Source organism: Staphylococcus marylandisciuri (genome assembly GCF_025519785.1).
Classification (GTDB): domain Bacteria; phylum Bacillota; class Bacilli; order Staphylococcales; family Staphylococcaceae; genus Staphylococcus; species Staphylococcus marylandisciuri.
In genome coordinates, this window is sequence record NZ_JAOPKZ010000007.1 from 1 (window position 1) to 20,220 (window position 20,220).

The 20,220-nt window shown below is 36.5% G+C and carries 15 protein-coding genes and 1 other RNA gene; 1 reads left to right on the top strand and 15 read right to left on the bottom strand.

Translation table 11 applies throughout. The annotated features are described in order from the left end of the window. Positions 1-425 precede the first annotated feature (425 nt). The gene (gene mdh, locus N9R04_RS05055) at positions 426-1,361 is read left to right on the top strand and encodes a malate dehydrogenase (RefSeq protein WP_262855476.1); all 936 of its coding nucleotides are present in this window, start codon (positions 426-428) and stop codon (positions 1,359-1,361) included. Positions 1,362-1,469: 108 nt separating this feature from the next. On the opposite strand, the gene N9R04_RS05060 is transcribed toward mdh, so the two are convergent. From N9R04_RS05060 to ruvB, 15 genes are all read right to left on the bottom strand, one after another. Further along, a complete protein-coding gene (locus tag N9R04_RS05060; protein WP_262855477.1) occupies positions 1,470-2,240 on the bottom strand; it encodes a tRNA threonylcarbamoyladenosine dehydratase in 771 nt (256 codons plus the stop codon). Between the two features lie 360 nt (positions 2,241-2,600). Further along, a non-coding RNA gene (gene ssrS, locus N9R04_RS05065) (6S RNA) lies at positions 2,601-2,790 on the bottom strand. A gap of 246 nt (positions 2,791-3,036) precedes the next feature. Further along, complete coding sequence (aspS, locus tag N9R04_RS05070) at positions 3,037-4,803, bottom strand: aspartate--tRNA ligase (RefSeq protein ID WP_262855478.1); 1,767 nt, start codon at positions 4,801-4,803, stop codon at positions 3,037-3,039. A gap of 6 nt (positions 4,804-4,809) precedes the next feature. Further along, the gene (gene hisS / locus N9R04_RS05075; RefSeq protein ID WP_262855656.1) at positions 4,810-6,078 is read right to left on the bottom strand and encodes a histidine--tRNA ligase; all 1,269 of its coding nucleotides are present in this window, start codon (positions 6,076-6,078) and stop codon (positions 4,810-4,812) included. A gap of 344 nt (positions 6,079-6,422) precedes the next feature. Beyond that, a complete protein-coding gene (locus tag N9R04_RS05080) occupies positions 6,423-7,298 on the bottom strand; it encodes an N-acetylmuramoyl-L-alanine amidase family protein (protein WP_262855479.1) in 876 nt (291 codons plus the stop codon). After that, positions 7,295-7,747 (bottom strand): D-aminoacyl-tRNA deacylase, encoded by a 453-nt coding sequence (gene dtd / locus N9R04_RS05085; protein WP_262855480.1) that lies wholly within the window; start codon positions 7,745-7,747, stop codon positions 7,295-7,297. Before dtd ends, N9R04_RS05080 begins: the two co-directional genes overlap by 4 nt. A 15-nt stretch (positions 7,748-7,762) precedes the next feature. After that, positions 7,763-9,952 (bottom strand): RelA/SpoT family protein, encoded by a 2,190-nt coding sequence (locus N9R04_RS05090; RefSeq protein WP_262855481.1) that lies wholly within the window; start codon positions 9,950-9,952, stop codon positions 7,763-7,765. Between the two features lie 465 nt (positions 9,953-10,417). Further along, on the bottom strand, positions 10,418-10,936 hold the full coding sequence (locus tag N9R04_RS05095; RefSeq protein WP_262855483.1) for an adenine phosphoribosyltransferase: 519 nt from the start codon (positions 10,934-10,936) through the stop codon (positions 10,418-10,420). Positions 10,937-10,948: 12 nt separating this feature from the next. Then, the gene (recJ, locus tag N9R04_RS05100; protein WP_262855484.1) at positions 10,949-13,228 is read right to left on the bottom strand and encodes a single-stranded-DNA-specific exonuclease RecJ; all 2,280 of its coding nucleotides are present in this window, start codon (positions 13,226-13,228) and stop codon (positions 10,949-10,951) included. Between the two features lie 563 nt (positions 13,229-13,791). After that, a complete protein-coding gene (secDF, locus tag N9R04_RS05105; RefSeq protein WP_262855485.1) occupies positions 13,792-16,077 on the bottom strand; it encodes a protein translocase subunit SecDF in 2,286 nt (761 codons plus the stop codon). 365 nt (positions 16,078-16,442) lie between these two features. After that, positions 16,443-16,694, bottom strand: a complete 252-nt coding sequence (yajC, locus tag N9R04_RS05110) for a preprotein translocase subunit YajC (protein WP_262855486.1) — start codon at positions 16,692-16,694, stop codon at positions 16,443-16,445. A gap of 33 nt (positions 16,695-16,727) precedes the next feature. Next, a complete protein-coding gene (gene yajC / locus N9R04_RS05115; protein ID WP_262855487.1) occupies positions 16,728-16,988 on the bottom strand; it encodes a preprotein translocase subunit YajC in 261 nt (86 codons plus the stop codon). Between the two features lie 20 nt (positions 16,989-17,008). After that, positions 17,009-18,148, bottom strand: coding sequence for a tRNA guanosine(34) transglycosylase Tgt (tgt, locus tag N9R04_RS05120; protein ID WP_262855488.1), 1,140 nt, complete (start codon positions 18,146-18,148; stop codon positions 17,009-17,011). A gap of 19 nt (positions 18,149-18,167) precedes the next feature. Beyond that, on the bottom strand, positions 18,168-19,193 hold the full coding sequence (gene queA / locus N9R04_RS05125) for a tRNA preQ1(34) S-adenosylmethionine ribosyltransferase-isomerase QueA (protein ID WP_262855490.1): 1,026 nt from the start codon (positions 19,191-19,193) through the stop codon (positions 18,168-18,170). Beyond that, the gene (gene ruvB, locus N9R04_RS05130; protein WP_262855491.1) at positions 19,190-20,197 is read right to left on the bottom strand and encodes a Holliday junction branch migration DNA helicase RuvB; all 1,008 of its coding nucleotides are present in this window, start codon (positions 20,195-20,197) and stop codon (positions 19,190-19,192) included. Before ruvB ends, queA begins: the two co-directional genes overlap by 4 nt. Positions 20,198-20,220: the final 23 nt, after the last annotated feature.

A 20,220-nucleotide genomic window follows, 5' to 3' on the forward strand; every position in this document is an offset into this window, starting at 1 on the left:
GGACAGAAATCTAATTTGAATAAAAAAGATTTCGTAGTCCCGCCCCGGCAAGGATGACTAGAATTAAAAAAAGCTTGATACAAGCGCATTTTTAAATCAGTCATCTACTGCCAAGATGCTGAAAGAGGGAGCGGGACAGAAATCTAATTTGAATAAAAAAGATTTCGTAGTCCCGCCCCGGCAAGGATGACTAGAATTAAAAAAAGCTTGATACAAGCGCATTTTTAAATCAGTCATCTACTGCCAAGATGCTGAAAGAGTCTGAGACATTACATTATGTCCCAGTTTCTCTTTGTTGGGGCCCCTCCTAAACGTTCTTGTTCCGACATTGCTAGCACGCTCAGTGGACAAAGGATTAACTGAGGATAAATATGCTATAATAAAGTTGTAATAGATATATTAATAAATATAAGGACGTGAGAGAGATGGTAAGAAAAAAAGTGGCTATTATTGGCGGAGGTAATACCGGTTCTACCTTAGCATTTATCACAGCTCTTAATGAGCTTGCAGACGTCGTATTGGTTGACAGACCTGAGTTCGAAAAGCCGGTAAAAGGAAAAGCATTAGATATTCTTGAAAGTAGTCCCATTTTCGGTTTTGATGTAGATGTTAGCGCCACTTCAAATTATGAAGAGACACGAGATTCAGACATCGTTGTCATTACTGCTGGAGTGCCACGGAAACCTGGAATGACACGTGAAGATCTCGTTCAAACTAACGAACAAGTGATTAAAGATGTTACACAGCAAGTCGTTAAATATTCTCCAAATTCAATTATCGTTGTCTTAACTAATCCAGTAGATGCAATGACTTATACAGCTTATAAAGCTTCAGGTTTCCCTAAATCAAGAGTAATCGGTCAATCCGGAGTCTTAGATACCGCTAGATATCGAACGTTTATTGCCCAGGAGCTCGGTTTATCGGTTAAAGATGTTAAAGGGCTCGTATTAGGTGGTCACGGTGATACAATGTTACCTCTCATCAACTCTACTCAAATTAATGGCGTGCAGGTCACTGAATTGTTAAGTGATGATAAACTCAGTCAAATCATTGAACGAACTCGTCAAGGAGGAGCTGAAATAGTTAATTTATTTGGTAACGGTTCAGCATACTACGCTCCAGCTTCAGCTGTTTACGCCATGGTTGAAGCCATACTTAAAGACCAGAAGAGATTACTCCCGAGTATTTCTTTATTAGAAGGTGAATATGGTTATAACGATATTTACTTAGGTGTTCCTACGATTTTGGGCGCTAATGGCGTAGAAAAAATAGTCGAAATCGAGCTCACTACTGAAGAGAAAAAGCAATTAGACACCTCTGCATTAGCGGTGCAAAATGTTAAGGATTTGCTTAAACTATAAATAATAGAAACTGAGATCGTAGAAGGAAACTTTAACTAAGGTAAGTTGATTTTTAGGTACCTATCTCTCGAATGTTTCTTACTACGATCTCTTCTTCTCTGTTAACTGTTAACTTTTATCTTTAATTCTTTCAACTTTAATATCTTTAAGCGTATCATTCACTACATAACTAGCACATATTAATCCAACCACACTTGGTACGAAAGCGTTAGATGATGGGGGCATTTGCCCTTTTCGCGTAGAGGCATTAGCATCGCCTACTAATGCTTTCACATCCTCTCGTATCACTATAGGACTCTCATCAGAAAATACGACAGGCACGCCTCTATTTACACCTGCTTTCTTTAATTTACGTCGAATAACACGAGCTATAGGATCGGTATGGGTCTTAGATATATCAGCGATTTCAAAACGAGTAGGATCCACTTTGTTCGCAGCCCCCATACTTGAAATAACTTTAATATTTCTCTTCAAACATTCTATCATCAAGTGTACTTTATAACTGATCGTATCGCTGGCATCTATAAAATAATCAATATCATAGTTATTAAAAATTTCTTCGTAAGTTTCTTCATTATAAAACATATGTAGGGATGTAACCTGACACTCAGGATTAATCTGCTTTATTCGTTCCTCCATTAAAGCAACTTTACTTTGTCCCACTGTGCTTGGTAAAGCATGTATCTGGCGGTTTACATTCGTTATATCTACATCATCTTTATCGATAAGAATAATATGACCTATATTTGTTCTGGCTAATGCTTCAGCGGCAAATGAGCCCACGCCGCCAATACCTAACACAACTACAGTTTGATTAGCTAATAAGTCAATACCCTCTCTACCATATGCTAATTCATTTCTGGAAAATTGATGTTTCATACAATGACCCCTATTCAATTTAAATAATATTAACGTCATTTAGTATACATGATTATCTAATGATTATTAAGACTCTAATTAGGCTAAGCTCAATTAAACTGCACCACTTCGTCTAGCTGAGATGACAATTAAATTTTAAAATGCGCTGTAGTTATCAATTTAACTTTATTAGATGTAGAACTAAAAGCAAAAAAATGGGAGCGGGACAGAAATCTAATTTGACTAAAAAAATTTTTGTAGTCCCGCCCCGGCCAAGATGACTAAGATTGAAAAAGCTTGATACAAGCGCGTTTTCAAATCAGTCATCTACTGCCGAGATGTAGAAGAGGCTGAGACATTACATTATGTCCCAGCCTCACGATAGAATCCGTAGATGCCGTAGTTGTAAATAGCTTGATCATTCGGCCTGCTAAGTACAGGTGGGTGCCCTGTTTCTTGGTTTGCAAGTCCTCTGACAAGGCATGTGCGCTGCAAGAAAACCTATTGGGCTCCCTGATCAAAGAGTGTTAGGCCCAAATAAAAAGCAAACATACGTACATCACAGAGTTCTATCTTCTGAGTATATAGTATCATATAGCTCGTATTTAAGAAATTAATAGGGAGCGGGACAGAAATCTAATTTGAATAAAAAGATTTCGTAGTCACGCCCCGGCAAGGATGACTAGAATTGAAAAAAGCTTGATACAAGTGCGTTTTCAAATCAGTCATCTACTGCCAAGATGCTAAAAAAGGCTGGGATTTAGGTCCCAGCCTCTTTCTCTCTAGTCAAAGACCATTATGCCTCAGCCTCATCACTTTAACGTTTTATTCTTAACGACAACTCATCTAACTGTTTGTCTGAGACTTCACTAGGAGCGTCAGTCAATAGACAAGTTGCTGAGGCTGTTTTAGGGAAAGCAATTGTATCTCTTAAGTTACTACGCCCTGCCAACAACATAACTAAGCGATCTAGTCCAAGCGCTATACCTCCGTGTGGCGGCGCACCGTATTTGAACGCATCTAATAAGAAACCAAATTGTTCTCTTGCTTGTTCTGGAGAGAAACCGAGAACTTCAAACATTTTACTCTGAAGCTCTTCATCGTGGATTCTGATAGAACCTCCCCCTAATTCATAGCCGTTTAACACGATATCATAAGCATTTGCTTGAGCATTCTCAGGCTCTGTACTAAGTTTATTAATATCTTCCTCTTTAGGTGAAGTAAACGGATGGTGAGCAGCAACATATCGTTTAGAATCTTCGTCATACTCCAATAAAGGCCAGTCAGTAACCCATAAGAAATTTAATTTAGTATCATCAATTAAGCCTAATTCTCTTCCTAACTTCAGACGTAAAGCACCTAAACTTTGAGCAACTACATCTGCTGTATCAGCTACGAATAAGACGAGGTCTCCTGCGTTAGCTTGAGTAAGTTCTTTTAAACGCTTTATATTTTCATCTTGGAAGAAGCGAGCAATAGGTCCATTTAAACCGTCATCCACTACTTTAACCCAAGCTAATCCTTTAGCTCCATAAATATTCACAAATTCTGTGAGGTTATCGATATCTTTACGCGTGAATTTATCAGCGGCATCTTTAGCAACTATAGCTTTAACTTGCCCACCTTTACTCACCGCTTCACTAAAGACTTTGAAATCCATTGAGTGACCTAATTCAGAAACATCGATCAACTCCATATCAAAGCGCGTATCTGGTTTATCAGAACCATAGCGAGCCATTGCTTCACTATAAGTCATTCTAGGGAAAGGTCCATTAACTTCTATACCTTTCACCTCTTTTACTACTTTACGCAACAGTTCTTCGCCCATTTCAATAACATCTTCCTGGTCAACGAAGCTCATCTCAATATCGACTTGAGTAAATTCAGGTTGACGGTCTGCACGTAAATCTTCATCACGAAAACATTTAACAATTTGATAGTATTTATCAAACCCGCTCAACATTAATAATTGTTTAAATAGTTGCGGTGATTGAGGTAAAGCATAGAATTCGCCTTCATGTACACGTGAAGGCACTAAATAATCACGAGCCCCTTCAGGAGTGGATTTAGTTAACACCGGAGTTTCTATATCAAAGAAACCTGCACCGTCTAAGTATTCGCGTATAGCTTTGGTAGTATGATGACGCAATTTAATAGTTTGTGCTAACTCCTGACGACGTAAATCTAAATATCTATATTTCAAGCGAATTTTCTCATCGACATTAACGTTCTCTTCATTGATTGAAAATGGCGGGGTCTGTGATTTATTAATAACTTCAATATCAGATACTTGTACTTCAACATTACCCGTTTTAATCTTAGGATTTATCGTCTCTTCGTCGCGCTTTTTGACTACTCCTTTAACTTCGATGACATATTCTGATCTCACATTTTCAGCCACTGTTAAAGCCTCTTCGGAGAATGAAGGGTTAAAAACGATTTGAACGTACCCTTCACGATCACGCAAATCTAGGAAGATCAATCCACCCAAGTCACGGCGGTTATGTACCCACCCTTTTAAGGTAACTTCTTGTTCTAAATAATCTTCTGTTATTAATCCGCAGTATGTTGTTCGTTTACTCATTATTATCTACTCCTTGTTCTTAAAAAACTCAACTATATTGTTCAGTTCGATTGTTTCAGTGTTGCCCGATTCCATATTTTTAATATCTACTGTGTTATTTTCTAATTCTTGGTCTCCGAGCACTATAGTATACTTCGCACTTAAACGATCTGCTTGTTTCATCTGCGCCTTAATTTTACGTTTTAAATAGTCTTTATCAGCGCTAATGTTACTTTTACGTAATTGATTTAAAAGCTTAACTGCAAAATGATCAGCTTGATCACCCATAGTAACTATAAATAAGTCTAGTGGTTCAGTATCAACTAACTCAATGCCCTCTTGTTCTAATGCCATGAGTAAGCGTTCAATACTTAACGCAAAACCAATCCCTGTTTGGTTCGGTCCATCCAGCAATTGCAATAGTCCGTTGTAACGTCCGCCACCACATAAAGTAGTGATAGCGCCATCATAGCTTGGATCATCAATCATTAACTCAAAAGCAGTATGTGTGTAGTAATCTAACCCACGTACTAAATTAGGATCTTCTTCATAGCGAATATCTAGCTCATTGAGTAGTGATTTAACGCGATTGTAATACGCCAAAGATTCCTCATTTAAGTAATCAGTAATTCTTGGAGCTGTTTGAATTGCAGGTTTATCACGATCAACTTTGCAATCTAAAATTCTCATTGGGTTAGAATGTAGACGTGTTTGACAGTCGCTGCAAAAATCCCCAATAACCGGTTCAAAGTGTTCTACTAGTGCTTCGTTGTAAGCTTGTCTTGAATCAATGTCTCCTATGCTATTAATCACTAGCTTTAAATTTTTTAAACCGAATGACTCGTAAATATGCATTACCATCGCTAAAATTTCAGCATCTACACTCGGGTCTTCGGAACCTATAGCTTCTACACCGAACTGAGTAAATTGTCTATAGCGGCCTTTTTGCTTACGTTCATAACGAAACATCGGCCCTATATAGTACAACTTAACGGGTTGGTTAGGGTCCCCATGCATTTTCTGTTCTATATATGATCTCGCCACTGCAGCTGTACCTTCTGGTCTCAAAGTGAGATCTCGATCTCCTTTGTCTTTGAAGTTGTACATTTCTTTCTGAACGACATCTGTAGAGTCACCCACACCTCGAGCAAATAGATCTGTACTCTCGAAGATAGGTGTTCTAATTTCTTGATAATTATACAATGTCATTAAATATTCTAATCTAGACTCTATAAATTGCCATTTCTTTGTTTCTGCGGGAAGAATGTCCTGTGTACCTCTAGGAATATTTATCATCAAATCTCTCCTCTTCTACATTAAAAAAGACCCTTGCATGATTTATCACACAAGGGACGAATAACCGTGTTGCCACCCTAATTGATTACATAACTATGTAATCCACTCTAACGTTTAACGGTCGTTACCCGGCAATGTTATTACAAAGCACCTTTTTCTGTGTCAACGTTTCAAGCTACTCAGTGCAACCTTCCAGCCATGGGTTACATCTCTACGAAGTTATTGTCATAACGCTACGTCACTTAAACTTCTACCGATTTCGCTTGAAATTTTCAGAAATACGAACGGCGTTCAATATCTTATTCATCCACTATAATAAATGCTTTTCAATCCCTTTGCAAGCACTAGTTACTGAAATAATTCTTCAAACCATCTACAATTGCTTGTTCCACTATATGACGGTGAAGTTGATCAGTTATCATATCTTCATCAGTCGGGTTGCTAATATAGCCTAACTCAAGCAGTACAGCGGGTTGCTTAGTCTGCCTTAGAACTTGAAAATTTTCTTGTTTTGCCCCTCGATTACTTAACAATGATTTCTTTTGTATACTTTGATTAAGTGCTTGGGCTAAACCTTCTTGGTTATTATGATACCAATAAACAGTACCCCCATTAGCTTTCTTTGAGCTTAAAGAATCGTTGTGTATACTAATAAAGGCATCTCCATTCCCTTTGCGCTCGCCTAGCGGAACATAAGTATCAGAATTGCGAGTCATCTTCACTTTTGCTCCTTCTTTGATGAGTAATGATTTTAATTCCTTTGCCGTTTTGAGGGTATAAACCTTTTCTAAGCTCTTTTTGTTCGTGCGACTTGAAGCACCCTGATCACCACCGCCGTGACCAGGGTCTAAAACAATTGTCTTTCCTTTTAAAGAATCCGCACTTGCAACTTTATCCTTCTGTATATCTAAATTCGTATGCCATCCAGCAATCCAACCTTTTTGTTTATGATTACTCGATTCAACCTCTATCCATTTTCCAGCTTTACCAATTTTATGGTAATTATCACCTTTGTAAACCCGGTATAGCTCTGGATAAGCTGCATTAGGTCCTGTACGTATCTCAGCGTCCTGAGTCACGTAAATTGTACTGCTATCTTCATCGTTAGAATTTAAAATCATAATTAAAAATATGATAAAAAGGAGGAAAGCGATGATAATTATTAAGGTAGGAACGTTCCAAATCCGATGCTTTTTCAGCCAATTTATTGAGCCTATCATAGCATTTTACCATCCTGGCTTTCATATATTAGCGTTACTGGACCATCATTCGTAATATCCACCGTCATATCTGAACCAAATTCTCCTGTAAGCACATCAATACCATAGGTTTCTAAGGTATCATTAAATTGGTTGTATAACGCCTCTGCTCTATCGGGAGGCATTGAATTTGAAAACCCTGGTCGATTTCCTTTCTTGACATCTGCATAAAGAGTAAATTGAGAAACTGATAATATTTGACCAGCAACTTGCTGTATATTTAAGTTAAGCTTACTGTTCTCATCTTCAAACAAACGTGCATTGACTATCTTTTTCGCTATAGCCTCTACATCTCTTTCTGTAGAATCTTTACCTACTCCGACTAATAAACAATAGCCACGGTTGATATGATTGTCAATTGTATGATTCGTTACTCTCGCCTCTTTAACGCGTTGAACGACTACTTTCATAATCAGCTTACACCTCTAATTCCAAACTCTTGAGACTGTGTAGACATCACCGAGCTGTTTAATTTTTTCTACTACTTTAAACACGTCATTTACATTTTTAACCATTACGCTTAAATTTATAGTTGCATTTTTTTCAACATCTGATTTGCCTGAAACTTTTACTAAACTGCTAGCAGTTGAGTTTACTGCTTGAAGAACTTCATTTAGCAATCCATTTCGATCGTATGCAGATACTTCTAGATCCACTTGATAGCGCTGAGTAGCATTTTTAGATTTTACCCATTCAACATCTATCAATCTATCTTTTTCATTCTTGATATTAGGACAATCTGAACGGTGAACTTTAATACCGTGCCCTTTAGTAATATATCCTACAATATCATCCCCTGGAATAGGATTACAACATTTTGAAAGTTTAATAAGCACGTTATCTAAACCTTCAACATATACTCCACTATCTGTAGTAATATTGTCTTTAATAGGTACCGTCTTATTAACCTCTTGTGGATCGTTAAGTGCCTTTTGTTTATCCAGGACTCTTTGTTTTTCTGTTAGTTTATTAACAATTTGAAGAGCAGTTACGCCACCAAAGCCTACTGCAGCGAAAAGATCATCATTATTTGAAAAATTATATTTTTCATTAACTACTTTTATATTTTCATCTGTTAATACATCTTCCACTCGATATCCATGCTCACGTATTTCCGCTTCAACCATGAATTTACCTTTTTCAATATTAGAAGAGCGATCTTGTTTTTTGAAGAAGCTTCTAATTTTACTCTTAGCACTTGAGGATTTAACTATCTTAAGCCAGTCTCGACTCGGGCCGTAAGAATGTTTACTAGTACGAATTTCAACAATATCACCCGTTTGTAATATATAATCGATAGGTTCTATTTTACCATTAACTTTAGCACCTATCATCTTATTACCTACCTCGCTATGGATACAATAGGCAAAATCGATCGGTACTGCCCCATATGGTAGTTCAATTACATCACTTTGAGGAGTAAAAGCATATACTTTGTCGCTTTGGAGATCGAACTTGAGCGTTTCCATGAATTCTTGAGCGTCAGAAGTAGTATTATCCGTTTCAGCTAATTCTTTCAACCAATTGAGTTTATTTTGAAAACCTTGAGTTTTACTATTGACTTTTTTACCTTCTTTATAAGCCCAATGTGCCGCTACACCGTGCTCTGCAATTTCATGCATTTCAAAAGTACGAATTTGGATTTCTAATGGATCTCCGTTTGGCCCTACTACAGTCGTGTGTAATGATTGATACATATTTTGCTTAGGCATTGCGATATAGTCTTTAAAACGCCCAGGCATAGGTTTCCATAAGGTATGAACTAAACCTAACACAGCATAACAATCATTTATACTGCTAACTATAACTCGAATAGCTAATAAATCAAATATTTGATCAAATTGTTTCTTTTGCTTAACCATTTTACGATAAATACTATAGATATGTTTCGGTCTACCACTAATGTCACCAGAAATATGCATTAATGCCATCTCATCTTTGATGTGACCAATAGCGTTTTGAATATAATCTTCTCTTTCACTTCGTTTCTTCTTCATCAAATTAACTATTCTAAAATATTGTACACTATCAATATATCGTAAAGCTGTATCTTCTAATTCCCATTTAATAGTGTTAATCCCCAACCGATGAGCCAAAGGAGCGTATATTTCTAAAGTTTCTTTTGAAATACGTACTTGTTTATCGCGAGGCATAGCTTTGAGCGTACGAACATTATGTAATCTATCTGCTAACTTTACTAAAATGACGCGCACATCTTTAGCTAATGCAATAAATAGCTTTCTGTGATTCTCAGCTTGTTGTTCTTCTTTAGAACGATATTTAACTTTTTTAAGTTTTGTTACACCTTCAACTATAACTGCAATTTCTTCATTGAAGATGGATCTAACATCGTCAAATGTATAAGGCGTGTCTTCGATCACATCATGTAAGAATCCAGCAACGATAGTGGGACCATCAAGACGCATCTCTGTTAAAATGCCTGCAACTTGAATAGGATGCATTATAAAAGGTAAACCATTCTTACGAAATTGTCCTTCATGCGCTTCGTAAGCAATATGATAGCTTTTAAGAACATATTTATAGTCACTTTTAGATAAATAAGATTTAGCTTTGGATAATACTTCATCTACGCTGTATGGATATTCATTATTCAAGCCAGCCACTCCTATACATAATTTCTTTAAACTTTAGCGATGCTTAATATTTATATTATATTGTAACCTATCCCATAGGCACAAAGTCAACCACTTCTAGACTTTATAGAATAATAGTTTCATCATACTACAACCGACGTAAAATAAAAACATAGAACTGTGACTAACTAGGAATTTTAAAGCATTTAGGACGATAAATTGAGGAATGATTCAATAAAATGAGACATTATAGTTAATAACGGTTGATCTGTACATCCATAAAAACCGCAAAGGCTGGGAGATAAAGTTTCAGCGCTCTAAGAAAAACAATGCATGGCGTCTCAAAAACAGGATTGTCGACAAACATGCTCACGATTCGGGAGCGGGAGAGAAATCTAATTTGAATAAAAAGATTTCTCTCCCGCTCCCTTTTTAACCTTGCCTCAAAACTTAATATCTCGTACTCTACACTTTATTTAATTTTTATTATTCATCGTAGGAAATTAAACTATAAACATCATACTCTTTGATTTTGTCATAGCCATTCAAGTATTTTAATTCAATTAAAAATGCTGCCCCGACGACGATACCACCCAACTTTTCTACTAAATGGATTGCTGCTTCAATCGTTCCTCCAGTAGCGAGTAAATCATCAGTTATTAACACTCTTTGTCCAGGTTTAATAGCGTCTTCATGCATCGTCAGAACATTCGTACCATACTCCAGTTCATATTCATAGCGAATGACCTTGCGAGGAAGCTTACCTTCTTTACGTACAGGCGCAAAACCTATGCCCATAGAATAAGCCACTGGACAACCAATAATGAATCCCCTTGCTTCTGGTCCTACGACTACATCTACGTCGCGTTTTTTTGCATATTGAACAATTTGATCAGTCGCATAACCAAATGCTTCTCCATTGTCCATAATCGTAGTAATATCTTTAAAGCTTACTCCAGGTTTAGGCCAATCAGGCACTTCTGAAACATATTTTTTTAAATCCATTATTACATCCTCCTACGTCGCCTTCAATTCAGCTTCAATCCATTTCTTAAGTTTATCAAAATCTTCATAGAGCAAGAGTTGTTCAACTTCTATTCTTCTTTTTCTAGCTTGATATAAAGTGCTACTTGATATGTCCTTGCGAACACTATTCTTATTTATGTGTACGGTCCCTTTATCAGACCTTATAAAATCTAACTCTAAAAATACCCTTAGTATAAATTTAAGTGTATGTGGTTTGATATTTAAATGTTGCGCTAAGTACATACCCTCTTTTTCTAAATTTACGGTTTCTTTCATATATAGCGCTTTATAACAATTCTTAAAATCTTTCTCTTTAGGTAAACCGTCAAAATAAACCGATTGCTGATGTTCTAATACCAAATAGATTTGAGTATTAGAGAGTTGATTTAAGGTCTTTTTTAAGTTCTCAATATCATGCGGTAGAGACTTTAATATAATCTTATCATAATTGTTCTCAATGACTTCCCCATATAAATAGTCACGATCATTTTTCTTTTCTTCGTGTTCATTTATTATATTAGCAACGGACGGCTCATCAGCCACAAGATTTAAAGATTTATTTTTACTGCGATAATCGAGGATTTGAGTCTTATTGCTCGCTAGATCATTAATAATTATTTGAGGAGATTGATGCCCATTCCACTCGTTAATTTGTAACGAACCAATTAAATCTATGTGTTGTGACTCTCCTAGTGCACTAGCTAGACCTCCATTCTGCCAAAAGAGACCTTGAAAATGATTTGAACCTAATACTAACTTTAGATGTCGTTTTTCTTGACCGATACCTTTAGCGCTATTGACTAATATATCTGTAAGTTTAAAACAAGGGGCTGAAAAGTCAGTTCCAAATGGACGCAATCTTTGAATATCCTTTATATTGTCAAGAGTTATTTCACTTTCATCGATTTCGGCTTCGATATTTTTTCTAGGTTCTAAAGAAATCTGTTTAACCTTCATCTGCATCGTTTGATTGAGCTGCAATCGCAATTTATTTACGTTATCAACAGGTAGTGTCATACCTGCTGCCATGTGATGACCACCAAACTTAGAAATTAACTCTGCATGCTCATTCAAAATTTCAAACATTGAAATTTGTTCGATACTTCTGGCTGAACCTTTCGCATACCCATTTGCTTCATCTATATTTAAAATAATAGTAGGTAAATGGTAAGTTTCAACTATTCTTGAAGCAACTATACCTAATACTCCTTCATGCCAATTGGGTTGTGCTATTAGTAAAAAGAGAGCACCTTCATCAACTTGTGCTTGAGCTATAGCTTCAGCTTCTTGACTAATACTGGCCACTATATCTTTACGTTCACTGTTAAAGTGCTCAACTTGCTCCGCTAAGAATAATGCTTCTTCTTCCTCCTCAGTCATTAATAACTCTGCAGCAAGGCTCGCATCCTCGAGTCGACCGACGGCGTTCAGACGAGGACCGATGATAAATCCAATAGTTTCTTCAGTAATTTCGTCTTTAAAACCAGCTTGATTTAATATAGCTTGAATAGGTATTGGACAGCACTCATTTAAGACTTGGAGCCCTTTCGACACTAGCGTTCTATTTTCGTTCGTCATAGAAACTAAATCAGCGATAGTCCCTATAGCTACTAAAGCTTTAAAATAGCTTGGAGGATTGTCAATTAATAGTTGAGATAATTTATAGGCTACTCCAGCGCCACACAAATACTGAAACGGATAGTCATATCCTGGATGCATAGGGTGTACAATAGCATATGCGTTGGGTAAAGTTTCTCCGATCTCATGATGGTCAGTAACTATAACGTCAATTCCTAAATCTTGGGCTAAACTAATTTCCTCATGACCTTGAATTCCATTATCTACTGTTATAATCAATGAAACATTCTCTTCGGCTGCATTAGTGAAGGCAGCTTTATTAGGGCCGTAGCCCTCAGAAAAGCGATTAGGTATGTACCAACCTACTTCTCCACCTAATTGTTTGAGCGTTTGAACCATAATGGTCGTAGAGGTAACACCATCCGCGTCATAGTCTCCATATACTAGTATTCGCTCTTTTCTATCAATAGCAAGGTTTATTCTTTCAACAGCTTTACTCATATCACTCATTAAAGTTGGATCATGTTCTATATGTGATTGAGATATTATAGCTTTAATTTCCTCTTCAGTAGTTATTTGCTTACTTTCTAAGACTTTCTTAATTATAGGAGTTAACTTCAATGATTGTGTTAATTCTTCACTTATCTTGTTTTGATTTATGTTTATATTCCACTTATATTTAGGTTTAATCATATTAAGTCCTCATTTCCACCAGTCATTATACTAGAGATTTATTTAAATAAAAAGCAAGCCATAAGGAAAGTAGGAGAATAATATTTCAAATCATCTGTACGTATATTTCATACTGACGTAAAGATATAAACCTTGTACCGTCGTAAGAAGAATCAATTCGACTATTGTTGGCCTCACGAAATGGGTAAGATGATATATTTGATGTATTTGCCTCGGTTTTCATGGATTTATAAAATCTTCTCTGTTAACTTTGTGCCGAAAAATGAGGCTGGGACATAAAGGTCTTTGACTAGAGAGAAAAAGAGGCTGGGACTTAATGTAATGTCTCAACCTCTTTCATCATCTTTGCCGGGGCGGGACTATGAAATCTTTTAATTCAAATTAGATTTCTGTCCCGCTCCCTTCTAATTAAATTGCGTATATCTCTTTATTCCTCAGAATAAGAGAAGAAATTATTTATTTAATAAATGGTCGTTAAAAAAGATTCGCGTTTAAAATCATTAAATTACTAACTCAATCGCAAGTCATTTAAACCTAATCGCTAGTATGAAATAGACAACTGATTACACAAGCACTTTTTCTTCGTTCGATTTCTTCTCTTTGTGTACAACGAGCTTACCATTGTTTTTCTTAAGTTGTCGTTTTTTCATTATACCCCATAAAGGTACAGCAATAAATATTGAAGATATTACCCCTGAAATCAATCCAATGAGTAGAGCTAAAGAGAAGTTAAAGATACTTGGTGAGCCAAAAATGAGCAATGCGATGACTACCACTACTACTGTAAGCACGGTGTTTATCGAGCGAGTCATAGTCTGTCTTACAGAGCGGTTTACAATATTATCTATCTGTTGCGGCTCTCTGATAACTTTAACTTTTTGTAAGTTTTCTCGTACACGGTCAAATGTAACAATCGTATCATTGATTGAATAACCTACGATAGTAAGTACAGCTGCAATAAAGGTAATATCTACTTCAAGTCTAAAGATACTAAACACCGCTACCATAATAAAGACATCGTGGAGGAGCGCGAGGATAGAAGATAATCCCATGCGCCATTCGAAGCGCAGTGTTACATAAATAATAATACCTATAGAAGCGAGTGCGAGTGCTTGCATTGCATTTTTCGCTAATTCTTGACCTATCAGTGGTGATACCGTATTTACTGTCGGATCATGGCCAAATTTAGAATGAATCATGTCCTTCAGTTTGGCAACTTGATTTTTATTTAAATTGTCTTTAAATTGTACCGTTACGTTTTTTCCATTTTGTCCGATAGAAATTTGATCAGGTTTATAATCGCTCTTATCAAACGTATGCGTTACCTTAGATTGAGTAACCTTTTGCTCAGAGCTGAAGTCAACACGTGTACCGCTTGAGAAGTCGATTCCTAAGTTAAGTTTAAAGATAAAGAGAATGATGACCCCGACAATGACAATTAGGATACTTAAAGATAGTAAAGGCTTAGCTAATTTCACAAAGTTAAGTCGTTCGAACGGTGTCTTAAGGTCGTGCACATCTTTACCTTCGTTAATATCATGACGATTCTTATTTGAAACACCAAATAGCCAATAAGACTTTTTAAAGTAATTAGATGATACTAGTAATGATAGTAGTATGCGAGTGAAAAATACTGCAGTAACAAAGATCATCAGAATACCTAATAATAATAATGTAGCGAAACCTTTAACTGAGCTTTCTCCAAAGAAGAACAGTACAGCTGCTGCTATAACTGTGGTTAAGTTAGCGTCGACTATAGTTAAAAATGAACTTTTATTTGCCTTTTTGTAAGCTTGTTTAAGCGTTCGACCCACGCGTAACTCATCTTTTATTCGCTCGTACATAATGATGTTCGCATCGACCGCCATACCGACGCCGAGTACTAATGCAGCAATACCAGGTAACGTGAGAACACCTGAGATAAAATTAAATGCAACTAAAGTTAAGTAAATATATGCAGTAAGTGCAATGTTAGCAACTAATCCAGGAAGTCTGTAAAAACCTAGCATAAATAAATATACAATTGCTACTCCGATCATCGATGCAAATAATGTTTTATTTAACGCATCTTGACCGAATTGAGCGCCAACTGAATTAGAATAAATTTCTTTAAGATCTACTGGTAATGATCCTGCATTCAAGAGATCAGCTATTTGTTTAGCTCTTTCTACACCTTCTTTACCATTAAAGCCACCAGAAATTTCCACGCTGTCGCTGTTGATCGGTTGATCGACATTAGCTGCTGATACGTACTTAGGTTTTTTACCTTCTTGTTCTTTCTTAGATTCTTTATGGTAGGAATCACCTTTTTCATAATCTAACCACACTACCATAATATTTTCTTTCTTCTTAGAAATTTCTTCAGTTACCTTTCTAAACTTCTCGGCATCTTTCACTTTAAAGGTAACCGTAGGGGTATTCGTATTTTGTTTAAATTCTTGTTTGGCAGTACCTTGTTTGAGATCTTTACCCGTTAACATGACGTGATCGTCAGCATCGCGCACAGTTAACTTAGCTTTTGAAGATAAAATATCTCGAGCTTGAGATTGGTTTTTAACTCCTGCCAATTGAACTCTTATTCTATTTTTATCTTCAACTTGAATCTTAGGTTCAGATACTCCGAGTGAGTTAACACGTCTTTCTAATGTTTTCGACGTTGATTTTACAGCTTGATCGTCTATTTTATCGCCTTTATCAAGAGGGTTAACTTGATAAAGTACTTCAAAGCCACCTTGAAGGTCTAGACCTAAATTTACATTTTTTACTACGCTTTTATATGTAAGCCCCATACCTGCGAATATGAGGACTACTAACAATATAAACGCAGCAATTCTACTTCCTTTCTTCACATGAACACCTCACTGTTAACTAATGATTTAATCATACTTGATATGTATATCTCAGTTCAAGCTATACTTAGTCTTCTCTTTCTATACGACCTTTATATAATAACATACAACATTTATTATCCAAACTAAGATTAGGTATAAATAATCGAAAGTGAAATTGAATAAACTCTAACTCTCTCCTAACGACATAAATCGTTTAGTGTGTATTTATCTTCAGAAATGTATATCTTTAGTACTGAGTAGCTTATAAATTTTCTCTCTTCTACATAATGACCACTTAGACATAATAAAAGTCCCAAAATAGTTAAATTGTAATTAAACCATTTTGAGACTTAAGTACCTCCTATTCAAGATGTTGAATCCTATTATGAAGGGTCAATTTGTTTAATTGCAGGTTTTTCAACAGTCATCTGATCGCCTTTTTTATTTAGGACTAGGACAACTTGTGTTTCATCTACACTTCGAACTTTAGCTTTAATGCCTTCAATTGTAGTTACATTTTGACCTGCTTCTATTCTTGTCAACATTTCTCTATGTTCTCTTTGTTTCTTCTGTTGTGGTCGAATCATAAGGAAATACATAATTATAAATATTACTACTAATATAATTATTTGCACAGCTCTTAACTCCTTTGAGTATCATTTACTTAATTATGAAGGATCAACTTGTTTAATTGCAGGTTTCTCTAAAGTCATTTCTGTACCTTTGTTTAATTTAAGCACTATCGTTGATTCTTCTACTGATTGTACTGTTCCTTTAATTCCTCCAATAGTCGTTACATGTTGTCCTTCGCTAAGTTGGCCAATCATTTCACGATGTTTTTTTGCTCTGCGTTGTTGTGGGATAATCATGAAGACAACTAATACGATAAGTAACAACGCTGGTATAATCATAGTTCCGAGTGCGCCCATACTTCATCCTCCTTTAATTTTTAAAAGTTTTTAGGGTTTTCTACATTAAGTCCATACTGTTCAAAGAAATCCTCTTTAAAATCTAGCAAACGATCCTCTCTAATAGCTTGTCTAATATTCTCCATAAGCTTAAGTAAGAAATGTAAATTATGATAAGTAGTAAGACGTATACCAAAAGTTTCTTCAGCTTTAATTAGATGTCTTATGTATGCTCTGCTATAATTTTGACAAGTATAGCAATCACAGTTGGGATCTAACGGTGTAAGATCGTCACTATACTTCGCATTCTTAATAACAACCCGTCCTTCTGAGGTCATACACGTACCATTACGAGCGATCCTAGTTGGCAATACACAGTCGAACATATCCATGCCTCGAATGCTACATTCAATTAACGCGTCTGGCGAACCAACTCCCATAAGGTATCTCGGTTTGTTAAATGGCATGTACTGTTCAGTAAACTCTACCATTTCATACATTACAGGCTTTGGTTCTCCTACAGAGAGACCGCCAATAGCGTACCCTGGGAAATCTAGAGCAACTAATTCTTCAGCGCTTTGCTTTCTAAGATCTTTATATTCTCCACCTTGAATAATCCCAAATAGAGCTTGATCATCGGGCCGTTTATGAGCCTCTAAGCATCTCTTAGCCCAGCGAGAAGTTCGCTCGATCGAGTCCTTAACATACTCATACTCAGCAGGCATAGGTGGACATTCATCAAATGCCATCATGATATCTGATCCTAAGTCATTCTGAATTTCCATAGATCGTTCAGGACTTAAAAAGAGTTTGGAACCATTTTTATGATGCCTAAACGAAACACCTTCTTCAGTAATCTTTCTCAAGTTACTTAAACTAAATACTTGGTACCCACCAGAGTCAGTTAGTATAGGACCATCCCAGTTCATGAACTGATGTAATCCCCCACTCTTTCCGATAATATCATTTCCCGGTTGTAACCACAAATGATAGGTGTTGCCTAAAATGATCTTTGCTTCCATTTGATGCAGTTCTTCAGGACTCATTGTCTTAACAGTAGCTTTGGTACCTACGGGCATAAACATAGGCGTTTCAAATGAGCCATGCGGCGTATGGACTCGTCCTAAGCGAGCCCCTGATTGTTTACAAGTCTTAATATGTTCGTATGTAACAGCAGGCATTACTGTCCCTCCCAATTTATTATAAGATTAACATAGCGTCACCAAAGCTAAAGAACCTATATTCTTCTTTAACCGCTTCCTCATATGCGTTTAGTATAAATTCTCTAGTGGCAAAAGCAGAAACTAACATCACTAACGTCGATTTAGGTAGATGGAAATTAGTAATTAAACCATCTATAGCTTTGAATTCGTAGCCCGGATATATAAATATATCGGTCCACCCTCGAGCAGCTTTAAATTGACTGAACTGATTAAACACTGTTTCTAATGTGCGGGTAGTCGTCGTTCCGACGGAAATGATACGATGTCCGTTATGTCTCGCTTGATTTAAATTGGCAGCAGTTTCTTCAGAGATTTGATAATATTCACTGTGCATTTCATGCTCTTCTATGTTGTCTACACTAACAGGTCTAAAGGTACCTAAACCTACATGTAATGTTATAAATTCGATATTTACCCCTTTAGATTTAATCTTTTCTAGTAGCTCATTAGTAAAGTGTAATCCTGCCGTCGGTGCCGCCGCAGAACCATTCTCTTTAGCATATACAGTCTGATAGCGTTTCGGGTCATCTAAGCGCTCCTTAATATAGGGTGGGAGAGGCATCTCTCCTAATTCATCTAGACGCTCTTGTAAAATGCCTTCATAATGAAGACGCATGATACGTCCACCTTGTTCGAGCTCTTCTATACATTCGCCAATAATGGTATCTTCTCCAAAGCTGATTTGATGCCCAACTTTTATTCGTTTAGCAGGTTTAATTAATACTTCCCAATCATTGTTCTCAACTTGAGTCAACATAAGCATTTCAACTTTAGCACCAGTATCTTTTTTTACTCCGAAGAGCCGCGCAGGAAGAACTCGTGTATTATTCAGCACTAACGTGTCACCTGACCGCAAGCAATCAATGATTTGCTTGAAATTTAAATGATCAATTTTTCCTGTTTCTTTATCGAGAGCTAGTAATTTACTTTCATCCCTCTCCTTCAAAGGTGTTTGAGCAATTAAATGTTCAGGTAATTCATAGTCGAAATCTTCTATATTCACTTCTCACTCTCACTTCTTTCTTTTTGAAAATGCTCATAGGCAAACGCTGTAGCACGTCGACCACGCGGAGTACGCTCAATAAATCCTTTTTGAATTAAAAAAGGCTCGTAAACATCCTCTATCGTTATTCGTTCTTCACCTATTGATACTGCAATTGTATCTAAGCCTACAGGTCCACCATTATACTGCTCAATAATGCAATTCATCATCTTATGATCAATATAATCTAAACCTTGTTCGTCAACTTGCAGTAAACTAAGCGCTCTTTTTGTTGTTTCAATATAGATTTGTTCATCATCGTTAACTTGTTGAAAGTCCCGCACACGTTTTAATAAACGGTTAGCAACACGTGGCGTACCTCGGCTACGCATAGCTAACTCTTTAGCACTCTCGTCATCAATATGTGTATCCAAAACTTCAGCTGTCCTAATTATAATCTCTTTTAATTCAGATTCCTTATAGTATTCAAGCCTTAAATGCACACCGAAGCGATCTCTTAGAGGAGCAGTTAAATTTCCAGCTCTCGTAGTTGCTCCTACTAAAGTGAAAGGGGGTAAGTCAATACGAATACTCCGCGCTTCTTCTCCTTTACCAATAACGATATCTAGAAAGAAATCTTCCATAGCAGGATATAAAACTTCTTCAACTACACTGCTTAATCGATGAATTTCATCGATAAATAATACGTCGCCTGGTTGCAAACCTGAAAGAATAGCAGCTAAATCTCCAGGACGTTCAATCGATGGGCCTGACACGGTACGTATATTAACTTCCATTTCATTAGCTATTATATTTGAAAGTGTCGTCTTTCCTAATCCTGGAGGCCCAAATAGCAATACATGATCAAGAGGTTCTTCTCTTAACTTAGCCGCTTTGATAAAAACTTCCAAATTTGACTTAATCGTATTTTGGCCGATGTATTGACGGAGTCGAGTTGGACGTAAGGATAGTTCGAACGAAGACTCATTGTCATGTGCATGCTGATCTACCATTCTATCATCCATTAATTCTCCCACTTTCTTTAAAT

Bases quoted from the DNA above. Each gene is read 5' to 3' on its own strand.
- mdh (WP_262855476.1), top strand. From the start codon at position 426: ATGGTAAGAAAAAAAGTGGCTATTATTGGCGGAGGTAATACCGGTTCT.
- N9R04_RS05060 (WP_262855477.1), bottom strand. From the start codon at position 2,240: ATGAAACATCAATTTTCCAGAAATGAATTAGCATATGGTAGAGAGGGT.
- aspS (WP_262855478.1), bottom strand. From the start codon at position 4,803: ATGAGTAAACGAACAACATACTGCGGATTAATAACAGAAGATTATTTA.
- hisS (WP_262855656.1), bottom strand. From the start codon at position 6,078: ATGATAAATATTCCTAGAGGTACACAGGACATTCTTCCCGCAGAAACA.
- N9R04_RS05080 (WP_262855479.1), bottom strand. From the start codon at position 7,298: ATGATAGGCTCAATAAATTGGCTGAAAAAGCATCGGATTTGGAACGTT.
- dtd (WP_262855480.1), bottom strand. From the start codon at position 7,747: ATGAAAGTAGTCGTTCAACGCGTTAAAGAGGCGAGAGTAACGAATCAT.
- N9R04_RS05095 (WP_262855483.1), bottom strand. From the start codon at position 10,936: ATGGATTTAAAAAAATATGTTTCAGAAGTGCCTGATTGGCCTAAACCT.
- recJ (WP_262855484.1), bottom strand. From the start codon at position 13,228: ATGATTAAACCTAAATATAAGTGGAATATAAACATAAATCAAAACAAG.
- yajC (WP_262855487.1), bottom strand. From the start codon at position 16,988: ATGGGCGCACTCGGAACTATGATTATACCAGCGTTGTTACTTATCGTA.
- tgt (WP_262855488.1), bottom strand. From the start codon at position 18,148: ATGCCTGCTGTTACATACGAACATATTAAGACTTGTAAACAATCAGGG.
- ruvB (WP_262855491.1), bottom strand. From the start codon at position 20,197: ATGGATGATAGAATGGTAGATCAGCATGCACATGACAATGAGTCTTCG.